The organism is Ectothiorhodospira sp. PHS-1, assembly GCF_000225005.1.
Taxonomy (GTDB): Bacteria; Pseudomonadota; Gammaproteobacteria; order Ectothiorhodospirales; family Ectothiorhodospiraceae; genus Ectothiorhodospira.
The window spans coordinates 1-13,567 of sequence record NZ_AGBG01000027.1 but is presented as its reverse complement, the minus strand read 5'-3'; the positions used below and the strand labels follow the sequence as shown (position 1 = coordinate 13,567).

Below are 13,567 nucleotides of genomic sequence, written 5' to 3'. Positions count from 1 at the left end.
GAGGCCAGCCACTCCGATGCCGGCCACGCCGGTGGTGGTGCCGGATCTCCGGATCAACTTCAAGATGTGACACCTTCCGTGAAAATCAACAAGATTCCAGTGACCGTCGAGACGACGGCTTCCTCCGCTGGTTCCGGCTGCCATGGTGGCCGGGAGACCATGGCGGCGGCAGCGCGTGCCGCCGGCCAGAGCGAGACCCTGGACCAATACGCCAGGGATTATCCTGCGGGTCCCCATGATCAGCCGCAGAGCATGTGCCCGGCTTTTGGTTCGTTGCGCGTAGGGCTGCGCATGCGCCGTACGGCGACCATCCTCTCCGGTTCCGCCTGCTGTGTCTACGGCCTGAGCTTTACCTCTCATTTCTATGGCGCGCGACGCACCGTCGGGTATGTTCCCTTCGACTCCGAAACCCTGGTGACCGGCAAGCTGTTCGAGGATATCCGGGAATCCGTGTATCAGGTGGCTGATCCGGCGGTCAATGATGCCGTGGTCGTCATCAATCTCTGCGTGCCCACCGCTTCCGGGGTGCCGTTGCGGCTGCTGCCCAAGGAAATCAATGGGGTGCGCATTATCGGGATCGATGTTCCGGGTTTCGGTGTCCCCACCCATGCCGAGGCCAAGGATGTCCTGGCCGGCGCCATGTTGCGCTATGCCCGCGGCGAGGCCGAGCAGGGTCCGGTGCAGGCGCCGCGCGACGGACGCAAGGACAAGCCGACGGTTACCTTGATGGGCGAGATGTTCCCGGCCGACCCGGTGGGCATCGGCGCCATGCTGGAACCCCTGGGCCTTGCCGCCGGTCCCGTGGTCCCCACCCGGGAGTGGCGCGAACTGTATGCCGCGCTGGACTGTGCCGTGGGCGCCGCCATTCACCCCTTCTACACCTCGTGCGTGCGCGAGTTGAATGAAGCGGGTCGTGAAGTGGTCGGCTCGGCTCCCGTAGGCTATGACGGCACGGCCGCCTGGCTGGAGGCCATCGGCGAAGCCTGCGGTGTGGCGAGAAGTGCGGTTGATAATGCCAAAAACCGCTTCCTGCCCGCCATCAAGGGTGCATTGTCTGGCGCTCCGATCAAGGGTCGCATCACCCTGTCGGGTTATGAAGGCTCCGAGTTGCTGGTGGCGCGACTGCTGATTGAAAGTGGTGCGGATGTCCCTTATGTCGGTACCGCCTGCCCCAGAACCCGCTGGTCCGACGCAGACCGCGAATGGCTGGAGAGCAAGGGGGTCCGGGTGCAGTTCCGTGCCTCATTGGAGCAGGATCTGGCTGCCATCGAAGAATTTGGCCCCAACCTTGCCATCGGTACGACGCCGGTGGTGCAAAAGGCGAAAGAGAAGGGTATTCCTGCCTTGTATTTCACCAACCTCATTTCCGCCCGTCCCCTGATGGGACCCGCAGGTGCGGGTTCCCTGGCCCAGGTGGTCAATGCTGCCCTCTCCAATCAGGCTCGCTTTGATCGCATGAAGGCCTTCTTCGAGGGTGTGGGCGAGGGTTATGCCACGGGTGTCTGGGAAGAGATTCCCAGGGATCATCCGGAGTTTCGTGAGCGCATGAGACGTCAGCGGCAGCGCGTCGCCGGGCAGATTGCTCCAGGGGAGGTGCGCTGATGTTCATCCTGGATCTGGATCGCGCGGGCGGTTACTGGGGTTCTGTCTACGCCTTTACCGCCGTCAAGGGGCTGCAGGTCATTATCGACGGCCCCGTGGGTTGTGAGAATCTGCCGGTGACTTCGGTACTTCACTATACCGATGCGTTGCCGCCCCACGAGTTGCCGGTGGTGGTGACCGGGCTGGGTGAGGAAGAACTGGGGCAGACAGGGACCGAGGCCGCAATGAAGCGTGCCCATCAGACTCTGGATCCGGATTTACCCACGGTGGTGGTGACCGGCTCCATTGCCGAGATGATCGGCGGTGGTGTGACTCCGGAAGGCACAAATATTCAGCGGTTTCTTCCGCGGACTATTGACGAGGATCAGTGGCAGAGTGCCGATAGGGCTCTAAACTGGTTATGGACTGAATTTGGAAGCAAGAAGGTGCCTGCACTGAAGGCACGCAAGGCCGGCGAAAAACCGAAGGTCAACATCATCGGCCCCATGTACGGTACCTTCAACATGCCCTCCGATCTGGCGGAGATTCGCCGTCTGGTGGAAGGCATCGGTGCAGAGGTCAGTATGGTGTTTCCCTTGGGGAGTCACTTGGCCGATGTGCCCAGACTGGCGGATGCGGAAGTCAACATCTGCATGTACCGGGAATTTGGCAGGCTGTTGTGCGAGACCCTGGAGCGGCCATATCTGCAGGCGCCCGTCGGTCTACATAGCACCACCTTGTTCCTGAGAAAACTCGGTGAACTGCTCGGATTGGATCCTGAGCCCTTCATCGAAAAGGAAAAACACACGACGGCCAAACCCCTCTGGGATCTGTGGCGGTCGGTGACGCAGGATTTCTTCGGTACCGCGACCTTCGGGATCGTGGCGACTGAAACCTACGCCAGGGGTGTCAGACACTTCCTGGAGGATGAGATGGGAATGCCCTGCAATTTTGCCTTCGCGCGTAGCGCCGGGGCAAAACCCGATAATCAGTCGGTGCGCAAGGCCATTCATGAAAAGACGCCGCTGGTGCTGTTCGGCAGCTATAACGAACGCATGTATCTGGCGGAGATCGGGGGGAGGGCGATGTACGTACCAGCCTCCTTCCCAGGGGCGATCATACGGCGCCATACCGGTACCCCCTTCATGGGCTACGCCGGGGCGACGTATCTGGTCCAGGAGGTGTGCAACTCGCTGTTCGATGCGCTGTTCCACATCCTGCCCCTGGGTACGGAACTGGACAAGGTGGATGCAACGCCGTCGCGCCTGCACCGGGAACTGCCCTGGGATGACGAGGCCAAGGCGGTACTGGACAGACTGGTCGAGGCATATCCGGTGCTGGTTCGGATCTCTGCCGCCAAGCGCCTCAGGGATGCTATTGAGGCAGCTGCAAGGCGAGAAGGCGAGGAAAGGATCAGCGTGGACAGGGTCAACAAGACCCACGCAGATGTGGCGGCTGGAAGAGCTGCCTGAACAGACGACAGGCAGGGCAGAGTAAACAGACCCTGTCCTGACGCGGAATGAATTGTAGTAAACGCACGGCGGAAGGATCCGGCGTCGCACGGGACACAGGATTCGCAGTTTTCTGGACGTCGTCGCCTTTGCTGGCAGTATCGAAAGGCGGAGTCGCTCCGGCCTCCCGAAGTCTGGGAGGTTATGGGTCGATCGTGGAAGTGCTGTGACATGTAACTGACTGGTTCATGCCTTCAGCCATCACCCGTTGACCGGGTATTTAAACGGTATGACAGGTGACACGGTCGTGAGTTTCGTTGTGGAGGCAGTTTTTTTCCATGACGGTCGTGATCGCGTTGAGTCAACGCGGTGTTTGCCAATAAGGCTCATTTGGAGGGTATTTAAATGGTTGACGAAACGAAAGGTTCGCTCTCTGGGCTCACCGAAGACGAGGCCATGGAGTTTCACGGTGTCTTCATGACCAGCATGATGGGCTTCTTGGCCGTTGCTGCCGTTGCTCACGTTCTGGCCTGGATGTGGCGTCCCTGGGGCGTGGCTTGGTAAGACCCTGCACCATTCCTGGTGTATTGGTCAGTACCGGGTACTTCGAGCCGAAGAATTAAAAGTAGTTCCCTAAAAACATAGGAGATTTCAACATGTGGCGTGTTTGGCTGCTGTTCGATCCGCGCAGAGCGCTGGTTGCCCTGTTCACGTTCCTGGCCGTGCTTGCACTGCTGATCCACTTCATCCTGTTGAGCACCGAACGCTTCAACTGGATGCACTCTGCGTCGGCTGTCGAAGCGACTCTGCAGGCTCAGGAAGGCGGTTCAGCACTGTCCTGATAGCGTCTGTAGCCAGAGGTGTTGGGCGGGTGTCGGCAGCGTTGCCGGCTCCGCCCGGCGCCCAAGGCCCTTCGCTAACAAGCGTGTTGAGAGTATAGGGCTAGGGCCGGAATCTCCGGCCTATGCCTTACTGACCGGAGGTTCTAGGAATGTCCATGCTGAGCTTTGAGAAAAGATACCGCGTACGCGGGGGGACGTTGATCGGAGGCGACCTATTTGACTTCTGGGTCGGGCCTTTCTACGTCGGATTTTTTGGGGTCCTAACGGCGTTTTTCGCGCTGTTGGGTACACTCCTGATCGTCTGGGGTGCGGCTATGGGCCCAACCTGGAACATCTGGCAGATCAGCATTAATCCCCCCGACCTGAGTTATGGCCTTGGCTTTGCCCCTCTTGCCGAGGGTGGGCTTTGGCAGATGATCACGATCTGTGCCTTGGGCGCATTCATTTCCTGGGCGCTGCGCCAGGCTGAAATTGCCCGCAAACTGGGTATGGGTCTGCATATTCCGATCGCCTTCTCCGTGGCGGTCTTTGCCTATTTCACGCTGGTTGTCATTCGCCCGGTGCTGCTGGGTGCCTGGGGTCATGGTTTCCCCTACGGCATCATGAGTCACCTGGACTGGGTGTCCAACACCGGTTATCAGTTCCTGCACTTCCACTACAACCCGGCCCACATGCTGGCCATCGCCTTCTTCTTCACGACGGCTCTGGCCCTGTCGCTGCATGGTGGTCTCATTCTGTCCGCTACCAACCCCAAGAAGGGTGAACCGGTCAAGACCCCGGAATACGAAGATACCTTCTTCCGTGACGTCGTCGGCTATTCCATCGGTGCCCTCGGCATCCACCGCCTGGGTCTGTTCCTGGCCCTCAGCGCCGCCTTCTGGAGTGCCGTCTGTATCGTTATCAGCGGTCCCTTCTGGACGCAGAGCTGGCCGGAATGGTGGAACTGGTGGCTTGACCTTCCTATCTGGGCTTAATGTAAGGGGACCACAATGGCCGAATACCAGAACATATTTAACCGGGTGCAGGTCCAGGCAGAGCCTGAGGCTGGCGTACCCTTGCCGAATGGTGATCGTGAACGCATCGGTAAACCGCTGCTGTTCTATTGGGCCGGCAAACTAGGTAACGCCCAGATTGGGCCGATTTACCTGGGCTGGACCGGATTGGCATCCATCCTGTTTGGTTTGATGGCAATCCTGATCATTGGTTTCAACTTCCTGGCCCAGGTCAACTGGGACGTCATCCAGTTCATCCGCCAATTATTCTGGCTGGGACTGGAACCGCCGCAGGCTGAGTACGGCCTGGGTATTCCTCCGCTGGCAGAGGGTGGCTGGTGGTTGATGGCAGGCTTCTTCCTGACCACCTCCATTCTGCTGTGGTGGGTGCGGATGTATCGTCGTGCGCGTGCGCTGAACATGGGTACCCATGTTGCCTGGGCCTTCGCATCGGCAATCTTCCTGTATCTCTGCCTTGGCTTCTTCCGTCCGATCCTGATGGGTGACTGGTCCGAAGCGGTACCGTTCGGTATTTTCCCGCACCTTGACTGGACCACGGCGTTCTCTCTGAAGTACGGCAACCTGTACTACAACCCGTTCCACATGCTCTCTATTGCCTTCCTGTATGGTTCTGCTGTGCTGTTTGCCATGCATGGTGCAACGGTGCTGGCTGTGGGTCGGTACGGTGGTGAGCGCGAGCTTGAGCAGATCACCGACCGTGGTACTGCTTCCGACAGAGCAATGCTGTTCTGGCGCTGGACCATGGGCTTCAACGCCACCATGGAATCCATCCATCGCTGGGGCTGGTGGTTCGCGGTTCTCGTACCGATCACTGGCGGCATTGGCATTCTGCTCACTGGCACGGTAGTCGACAATTGGTATCTGTGGGCGATCGATCACGGCGTGGCGCCGTCCTACCCGATCGTGCATCCGAATGTCGTAGATCCGGCCATGCTTCAAGGGATGTCTCAATGAAAACGATGACGCGTAAAACGACAACAGTGGCGGCGCTTGCTGGTGCCGCACTCCTGGTGACGGGCTGCGAATTGCCCATCGGGATCGAAACTGAGCAGACCGGCTACCGCGGTCTGGGTATGGAGCAGGTGACCAAGCGCCATCTGGAAGCCATGAAGCGTAGCGGCATGGAAATTCCGGAGCCTGAGCGTCCCGCGGCTGCCGCCGGCCCCCGTGCCGGTGACATCTACGAGAACGTGAAGGTGCTGGGTGACCTGAACATCTCCGAGTTCAACCGGTTGATGAACGCCATCACCGCTTGGGTATCCCCTGAGGAAGGGTGTAACTACTGCCATACGCCGGGCAACTTCGCTGACGAGAATGTCTACACGAAGATTGTCTCCCGTCGCATGCTGGAGATGACCTACACCATCAACCAGGAATGGAGCGCTCACGTGGGCGATACTGGTGTGACCTGTTACACCTGCCACATGGGCAACCCGGTACCGGAGAACATCTGGTATGAAGATCCGGGCATGAAGCAGGCGGGCGGTTTCGCCGCCAGCCGCATGGGACAGAACCTGGCTGGTACCAACGTGGCTTCCTCGTCGCTGCCGAACGATGTCTTCACGCCCTTCCTCCAAGGGGATGAGCCGAAGAACATCCGGATCACGCCGCGGACCTCGTTGCCGATGGGTGATAATCCGTACAACCTGATGGATGCCGAGTGGGTGTATGGTCTCATGATGCACTTCTCGGTGGCCCTGGGTGCCAACTGTACCACTTGCCATAACACCAATAACTTCCCGGAGTGGGAGACCAGCCCACCCCAGCGTGTGACGGCATGGCACGGTATCGAGATGGTTCGGGCACTGAACAATCAGTACCTGAATCCGCTCCAGCCCGAGTATCCGGACTACCGTCTGGGTCCCTTGGGTGATGCACCCAAGACCAACTGTGCCACTTGCCATAACGGCCTGCAGTTGCCGCTGGATCGTGCGCAGATGCTGAAGGATTATCCGGAGCTTAACCGGGTGAACCACCGTGGTGCCCAGCCCCAGCCGGCGGCCACCACCAGCGCTGCCGCTGATGACGCTGCAACGGCCGTTGAAGGATAAGGCCGGTTCCATCGGTTGAATGACCCGAAGGGAATCGGGTGAGCAGGGGACCTTCGGGTCCCCTGTTTCGTTTGCGCAGAAATGGATGCAAGGCGTCATGGCTTTGTGTATGTTGCTAGCGGCTTGAAGCGGTTGTCTGCTCTGGTAGCCTTGACGTTTGGTGGCCTCGTGGGCCTTGAGAGGAACAGCAGTGGTCGGAAATCGAGGGTTCGGAATTGATGGCTTCACCACCTGGCATTGGCTGCTGGGTGCCGCTGCAATGGTGATCGTGCTGGGTGGACTCAAGACAGTCAGTCATATCGTCACCCCCTTTTTGATGGCGGCTTTCCTGGCCATCATCTGCGCCCCTCCCCTGACCTGGATGCAGCGTCGTGGTGTGCCGGGGGCGCTGGCGGTCCTTATCCTGTTCTCCGTCGTGGGCTTTACCTTCTTTCTGTTGTTTCTGGCGCTCAGGGATGCGGCGGAAAGCCTTGCCGTGCAGGCCCCACTGTACCAAATGCGTCTGACAGGCTGGCTGGAGCATCTGCGAGCGATGGCTGAAGCCCGCGGCCTGCCGGAGGATCTGCTACCGGAAAAACCGGCTTTGCCTGATACCGCAACCATCACCAACGCAGCCAGGGCCATCGCCGGGGGAGTCGGGCAATTCACGGCCAGCACCTTTCTGGTATTGCTGGCCTTCATGTTCCTGCTGATGGAAGAGCGGTTTCTGGCGGCCAAACTCAATGCGGCCTTCCCGGGGCGTCGGCGTGCTCGGGTAAGAACGCGGCGCTTTTTGCGCTCGGTCTATCATTACCTTGCCATCAAGACCGGTGCCAGTGTGGCTACCGGTCTGCTGGTGGGTGTCGGTCTGAGTCTCATCGGTGTCGACTTCGCCATTCTTTGGGGGATACTGGCGGGACTGCTCAATTTCATTCCGACCATCGGCTCCATCATTGCCGCGGCCCCGGCGGTGTTGATTGCCCTGCTGGGCCTGGGAGGGACGGAGGCGGTGCTGGTCCTGATCCTCTACGTGGTGGTCAATGTGGGCATCGGCAGCATACTCGAACCCAAGTTCATGGGGCGCACACTGGGTCTATCGCCACTGGTGGTGCTGGTATCCTTGCTGGTCTGGGGATGGGTATTCGGGCCGGTGGGCATGTTGCTATCCATTCCCCTGACCATGATTGCCAAACTGGCACTGGAGTCCAAGTCGGACACGCGCTGGATTGGTATCCTCATGAGTGATCGGCCCAGAGGGAGCTAGCCACGTCCGTGGCCGGCTCGGGACATGTTTTTCAGGAGATCCGGATTTGATTCCCTTGATACTTTCAGGCGGTGCGGGTACGCGGCTCTGGCCCATGTCACGCCAGCTTTTTCCCAAGCAGTTTCTACCCTTGGCCGAACCGCAAAAAACCCTCCTTCAGGCGACCCTGGAGCGGCTACCCCAGGGGGATGACCTGGGCCGACCGGTGGTGGTCTGCAACGAGGACCACCGCTTTCTGGTGGCCGAACAACTGCGCGCCATGGGGGTGCAACCGGCTCGGATCATTCTGGAGCCCATGGGACGCAACACGGCACCGGCGGTGGCGCTGGCTGCGCTGGAACAGGTGCAGGACGGTGCAGACCCTGTGCTGTTGGTGATGCCGGCGGATCATGTGATCGCGGATGTGGAAGCCTTTCGCCGTGCGTTGTCGACGGCCCGTGTGAGGGCGGAAAGCGGCGATCTGGTCACCTTCGGCATTGTTCCCACCGAGCCCCATACCGGCTATGGCTATATCCGTGCCGGTATCGGGACGGAAGAGGAGGGGGCCTTGCCGGTACTGGAATTCGTGGAAAAACCGGATCAGCAAACGGCGGAAGGTTATCTTGCCGGCGGCGACTATTTCTGGAACAGCGGCATGTTCGTATTCCGGGCCTCGGTGTTTTTGCAGGAACTGGAGACTCACGCACCGGACATTCTTGTCGCCTGCCGCAAGGCACTGGAATCCGCCCGGGCGGACATGGACTTCCTGCGGGTTGACCGGGACGCCTTTGCCGCCTGCCGCGGCGATTCCATCGACTATGCGGTGATGGAAAAGACCGGGCGGGCCGTGGTGGTGCCGCTGCGGGCCGGCTGGAGCGACGTGGGTTCCTGGGCCTCCCTGTGGGCGGTGGGGGAGAGGGATGCCGACGGCAATCTGGCCCAGGGAGACGTCATCACCGTGGGGGCCAGGAATTGCTATGTCCACGGCAATCAGCGTCTGGTGGCCGCCGTGGGCGTGGAAGATCTGGTGATCGTGGAAACGGCGGACGCAGTGTTGGTGATGCACAAGGACCGCGATCAGGAAGTCAAGGAAGTGGTGGCGCGGCTCAAGTCCCGTGGTCGTGAAGAGGCGGATATTCACCGCTGCGTGGCTCGACCCTGGGGCACCTATGAGCGCATTGATGCCTCGGATCGTTTTCAGGTCAAGCGCATCACGGTCAAGCCGGGACAGACCCTGTCGCTGCAGATGCATTATCACCGGGCTGAGCACTGGATCGTGGTGCGGGGCACGGCGCGGATCACCCGGGGGGAGGAGGTGTTCGTGCTCACGGAGAACCAGTCCACCTTCATCCCCCTGGGTGTCACCCATCGCCTGGAGAACCCGGGCAGGATTCCCCTGGAGCTGATCGAGGTGCAGTCGGGAAGCTACCTGGGGGAGGATGACATCGTCCGCTTCCAGGACACCTACGGTCGCAGTTGAGTCGGCGAGGGCGCCGCCTCAGGCGGCATCCTGCTTCGGGTTCAGTGCGTTCACCAGTCTCAGCACCGCCTGCACCCGCTGTTCCAGGGTTTCCATCGGCTCGAAGAACCTGAGCTTGTCGGGGCCGTCGAGCCGATACCCCTGGGGATTGGACTGGATCAGGCGGATGACGTCGGCGGGATCCACAGCCGGGTCCGGATGAAAGAGCACTCGTCCGCCCTGGGGACCCAGTTCCAGCTTGCGCACCCCCAGCGGCTGCAGTTTGAGCTTGAGCCGGGTGGCCTCCACCAGGTTTTTTGCCTGGGGCGGGAACAGCCCGAAGCGGTCGATCATTTCCACTTCCATTTCCCGTAGCTGTGCCTCGTCCCGGCAGCTGGCCAACCGCTTGTAGAGGATCAGGCGGCCGTGGACATCCGGTACGTAATCGTCCGGCAGCAGGGCCGGCAGACCCAGGTCCACCTCGGTGGTGTCGCTGGTCGAGGTTTCCAGGTCCGGGACCTTGCCTTCCTTGAGGGCCTTCACCGCCCGTTCCAGCAGTTCGTTGTAGAGGGTGAAGCCGATTTCCTGGATCTGGCCGCTCTGTTCATCACCTAGCAGTTCCCCCGCTCCCCGGATTTCCAGGTCATGGCTGGCCAGGGTGAAGCCCACGCCCAGGTCTTCCAGGGATTCGATGGCTTCCAGGCGCTTGACGGCATCCGGTGTCATGCCGGAGGGGTGGGGTGTGATGAGATAGGCATAGGCCCGGTGGTGACTGCGCCCGACACGGCCCCTGAGCTGGTGCAGCTGGGACAGCCCCAGCTTGTCCGCACGGTCCATGATGATGGTGTTGGCCGTGGGCACGTCGATGCCGGTCTCGATGATGGTGGTACACACCAGGATGTTATAGCGCCGGTGGTAGAAGTCGAGCATCACCTGTTCCAGTTCCTTCTCCCGCATCTGTCCATGGGCGATGCCGATGCTGGCGGAAGGGAGCAGTTCCGCCAGTTCGCGGGCGGCCTTGTCGATGGTGTCCACCTGATTGTGCAGGTAGTAGACCTGACCACCGCGCCGGATCTCGCGCAGGCAGGCCTCCTGGATCAGGGCATCGTTGCGCTGGCTGACGAAGGTCTTGATGGCCAGTCGTTCTTCCGGCGGGGTGGCGATGATGGACAGATCCCTGAGTCCCGACAGGGCCATGTTGAGGGTGCGTGGGATGGGGGTGGCGGTGAGTGTGAGCATGTCCACCTCGGCCCGCAGGGCCTTGAGCCGCTCCTTGTGTCGCACCCCGAAACGCTGTTCCTCGTCGATGATCACCAGCCCCAGGTTCTTGAACTTGAGATTGCCCTGGATCAGCTTGTGGGTGCCGATGACGATATCCACGCGCCCGTCTTCCAGGCCTTCCATCACCGCTTGCTGCTGTTTCTGGGAACGGAACCGGGACATGGACTCGATGCGGATGGGCCAGTCGGCGAAACGGTCGCGGAAATTCTGGTCGTGCTGCTGGGCCAGCAGGGTGGTGGGTACCAGCACCGCCACCTGCTTGCCGTCCTGGACCGCAACGAAGGCGGCACGCATGGCCACCTCGGTCTTGCCGAAGCCCACGTCACCGCAGACCACCCGGTCCATGGGGCGCTCGGACGCCATGTCCGCCAGCACGGCCTCGATGGCGGACAACTGGTCCGGGGTTTCCTCGAACGGGAAGGCGGCGGCAAAGGCCGCGTACTCATCGCCATGGGGCTGGTAGGCGTGCCCCTTGCGGGCGGCCCGCCGGGCATAGATGTCCAATAGTTCCGCCGCCACGTCCCGGGCCTTTTCCGCCGCCTTGCGGCGGGCTTTGGCCCAGGTATCCGTACCCAGCTTGTGCAGCGGGGCATGCTCCGGATCGGAACCGGTGTAACGGCTGATCAGGTGCAGGGAGGAGACGGGTACATACAGCTTGTCACCGCCGGCATATTCCAGGGTGAGAAACTCGGTTTCCTGGCCGCCGACGGTGAGTTTCTGCAGGCCCAGATAACGGCCCACGCCGTTGTCCTCATGGACCACGGGTGCGCCGGGGTGCAGGTCCGTCAGATTGCGGATGACCGCATCCGCGTCCCGGGTGGGGCGATGGCGGCGCCGTTCCTGGCGGACCCGCCGGCCGAACAGGCTGGATTCGGTCAGGATGGCCAGACCGGACTGGGGCAGATACAGGCCGTCATCCAGCGGCGCCACGGTCATGCACAGGGGCTGCTCCGCGGCAAGGAAGGCCTGCCAGGAATCCACCGGGGTGGGCAGGATGCCGAAGGGGCGCAGGGTGTCCAGCAGCACTTCCCGTCGTCCGGCGGATTCGGCGGTGAACAGGACGCGTCCGCTAAAACCCTCCAGAAACCGCTGCAAGCCCTGGGCAGGTTCGTTCTGGCGGGGATGAATCCGCAGGTCGGGCAGGGTCGCGGTTTCCATGTTGCACAGGCCCGCGCCGGTATCGGGCAGTGCCATGGCCTGGATCTGCAGATGCCGGCCCCGTGCCCATTGCCGGGACAGGGTTTCCGGGTCCAGGAACAGGCTGTCGGGGGGGAGCAGGGGGCGTTCCCGGTCATGGCGACGTTGCTCATGGCGATGGGCCACCTGATCGGCAAAGCCCCGGGCCGCCGTGTCCGTGTCGCCTGCCTGGATGAACAGGGTATTGTCGGGCAGGTAGTCGAACAGGGTCTCGGTGTGGTCGAAGAACAGGGGCAGGTAGTATTCGATCCCCGCCGGGGCGGCCCCCTGGCTGACCTCCCGATAGATCAGGCTGGCCTGGGGGTCGCCTTCAATGAGGGTGCGATAGCGTTGGCGAAAACCCTTGATGCCGGCTTCGTTGAGAGGGAACTCATGGGCGGGCAAGAGACGCACCTGCGTGACCGTGTCCCGGGAGCGCTGGGTTTCCGGGTCGAAGGTGCGGATGGACTCGATCTCGTCATCCATCAGGTCGATGCGATAAGGCACCTCGCTGCCCATGGGAAACACGTCCAGCAGGGCACCCCGGACCGTATATTCACCATGCTCCATCACTTGGTTCACATGCCGGTAACCCGCCTCTTCAAAGCCGCTTCGGAGCTGATCCCGGTCGATGCGTTCTCCCTGGGACAGGAGCAGACACTGGGACTGCAACCAAGCCTTGGGTGCCAGCCGCTGCATCAGGGTGGTCACCGGGATGATCAGGGCGCCGTGCCGGAGGGAGGGCAACCGGAACAGGGTTTCCAGGCGCCGGGAGACGATGTCCTCATGGGGAGAAAAGACATCGTAGGGCAGGGTTTCCCAGTCCGGGAGGGCGAGGATGTCCCGGGTGTCGCCCAGGAAAAAGCCCAGTTCCAGCTCCAGGCGCTCGGCAGTCTGGGTATCTGGGGTGACCACGACACTCAGGCCCCGGTGCTGTTCCAGGGCGGTGGCCACGGCCAGGCCCAGGGCGGCGCCATACAGCTGCCCCCAGTGGGCACTTTGGTTTTCATGGGGCAGGGCGGGGGGATTGAGGGGGTTGAAGGTCTTTGACTGATCCATCCTGACTGCGGCCCGGCGGCTTCATTGACGAGCGCAGATTATACCCGGATGGGCAGGGGGTGTCGGCAGGCGGGTGGAAGAACTGCCCCGCCAATGGCGGGGCAGTGACGGCTCAGGAGGATTCCTTGTCGTCGGTTCTGATGTTGAGCAGGGTGTAGGCAGGGCACCAGCTCATGAGGGCGCTGGCCAGCGGGATCAGGCCCAGCCAGCCCCAGGAGGTCTGAGGGCCGACAAAGACGAGGGCAATCAGCCCCAGGCCGACCACGATGCGGATCATGCGGTCAGTGGAACCCATATTCTTCAGTTCTTCCAGATTCATGCGGGTGCTCCTTGGGTTGGATAACAGCTTAAATCATAACGGTTACAGGGTTATTCTGATTGACTAGGGGCAGGGTTTTTGGGATTCATTCTCCTTTGATTACGGGATTAGTC

At 61.3% G+C, this 13,567-nt stretch carries 11 protein-coding genes; 9 read left to right on the top strand and 2 right to left on the bottom strand.

Annotated features, from left to right (window positions below):
* Positions 1–159: 159 nt before the first annotated feature.
* From bchY to ECTPHS_RS10980, 9 genes are all read left to right on the top strand, one after another.
* Positions 160–1,602 carry a chlorophyllide a reductase subunit Y gene (gene bchY / locus ECTPHS_RS11020; RefSeq protein WP_008932828.1) on the top strand — a complete coding sequence of 481 codons (1,443 nt, stop codon included), beginning with the start codon at positions 160–162 and terminating at the stop codon, positions 1,600–1,602.
* Positions 1,602–3,053 (top strand): chlorophyllide a reductase subunit Z, encoded by a 1,452-nt coding sequence (gene bchZ, locus ECTPHS_RS11015; protein WP_008932827.1) that lies wholly within the window; start codon positions 1,602–1,604, stop codon positions 3,051–3,053. Before bchY ends, bchZ begins: the two co-directional genes overlap by 1 nt.
* Positions 3,054–3,437: 384 nt before the next feature.
* On the top strand, positions 3,438–3,596 hold the full coding sequence (pufB, locus tag ECTPHS_RS11010; protein WP_008932826.1) for a light-harvesting antenna LH1, beta subunit: 159 nt from the start codon (positions 3,438–3,440) through the stop codon (positions 3,594–3,596).
* A 92-nt stretch (positions 3,597–3,688) separates the two neighbouring features.
* On the top strand, positions 3,689–3,874 hold the full coding sequence (pufA, locus tag ECTPHS_RS11005; protein ID WP_008932825.1) for a light-harvesting antenna LH1, alpha subunit: 186 nt from the start codon (positions 3,689–3,691) through the stop codon (positions 3,872–3,874).
* Between the two features lie 149 nt (positions 3,875–4,023).
* Positions 4,024–4,848 carry a photosynthetic reaction center subunit L gene (gene pufL / locus ECTPHS_RS11000; protein ID WP_008932824.1) on the top strand — a complete coding sequence of 275 codons (825 nt, stop codon included), beginning with the start codon at positions 4,024–4,026 and terminating at the stop codon, positions 4,846–4,848.
* A gap of 15 nt (positions 4,849–4,863) precedes the next feature.
* The gene (gene pufM / locus ECTPHS_RS10995) at positions 4,864–5,841 is read left to right on the top strand and encodes a photosynthetic reaction center subunit M (RefSeq protein WP_008932823.1); all 978 of its coding nucleotides are present in this window, start codon (positions 4,864–4,866) and stop codon (positions 5,839–5,841) included.
* A complete protein-coding gene (gene pufC / locus ECTPHS_RS10990) occupies positions 5,838–6,938 on the top strand; it encodes a photosynthetic reaction center cytochrome PufC (protein ID WP_050814255.1) in 1,101 nt (366 codons plus the stop codon). The genes pufM and pufC overlap by 4 nt, the downstream gene beginning before the upstream one ends.
* Positions 6,939–7,128: 190 nt before the next feature.
* On the top strand, positions 7,129–8,181 hold the full coding sequence (locus ECTPHS_RS10985) for an AI-2E family transporter (protein ID WP_008932821.1): 1,053 nt from the start codon (positions 7,129–7,131) through the stop codon (positions 8,179–8,181).
* A 46-nt stretch (positions 8,182–8,227) separates the two neighbouring features.
* Complete coding sequence (locus tag ECTPHS_RS10980) at positions 8,228–9,640, top strand: mannose-1-phosphate guanylyltransferase/mannose-6-phosphate isomerase (RefSeq protein WP_040405836.1); 1,413 nt, start codon at positions 8,228–8,230, stop codon at positions 9,638–9,640.
* Positions 9,641–9,658: 18 nt separating this feature from the next.
* Here ECTPHS_RS10980 and mfd read toward each other — a convergent pair whose 3' ends face one another.
* Both mfd and ECTPHS_RS10970 read right to left on the bottom strand, forming a co-directional pair.
* On the bottom strand, positions 9,659–13,135 hold the full coding sequence (gene mfd, locus ECTPHS_RS10975; RefSeq protein WP_008932819.1) for a transcription-repair coupling factor: 3,477 nt from the start codon (positions 13,133–13,135) through the stop codon (positions 9,659–9,661).
* A 112-nt stretch (positions 13,136–13,247) separates the two neighbouring features.
* Entirely contained in the window at positions 13,248–13,454 is a 207-nt protein-coding gene (locus ECTPHS_RS10970; RefSeq protein ID WP_008932818.1) for a DUF2892 domain-containing protein, read from the bottom strand.
* Positions 13,455–13,567 lie beyond the last annotated feature (113 nt).

Excerpts from the sequence above, each read along its gene's own strand:
- bchY (WP_008932828.1), top strand. The coding sequence starts at position 160 with ATGGCGGCGGCAGCGCGTGCCGCCGGCCAGAGCGAGACCCTGGACCAA.
- bchZ (WP_008932827.1), top strand. The coding sequence starts at position 1,602 with ATGTTCATCCTGGATCTGGATCGCGCGGGCGGTTACTGGGGTTCTGTC.
- pufB (WP_008932826.1), top strand. The coding sequence starts at position 3,438 with ATGGTTGACGAAACGAAAGGTTCGCTCTCTGGGCTCACCGAAGACGAG.
- pufA (WP_008932825.1), top strand. The coding sequence starts at position 3,689 with ATGTGGCGTGTTTGGCTGCTGTTCGATCCGCGCAGAGCGCTGGTTGCC.
- pufL (WP_008932824.1), top strand. The coding sequence starts at position 4,024 with ATGTCCATGCTGAGCTTTGAGAAAAGATACCGCGTACGCGGGGGGACG.
- pufM (WP_008932823.1), top strand. The coding sequence starts at position 4,864 with ATGGCCGAATACCAGAACATATTTAACCGGGTGCAGGTCCAGGCAGAG.
- pufC (WP_050814255.1), top strand. The coding sequence starts at position 5,838 with ATGAAAACGATGACGCGTAAAACGACAACAGTGGCGGCGCTTGCTGGT.
- mfd (WP_008932819.1), bottom strand. The coding sequence starts at position 13,135 with ATGGATCAGTCAAAGACCTTCAACCCCCTCAATCCCCCCGCCCTGCCC.
- ECTPHS_RS10970 (WP_008932818.1), bottom strand. The coding sequence starts at position 13,454 with ATGAATCTGGAAGAACTGAAGAATATGGGTTCCACTGACCGCATGATC.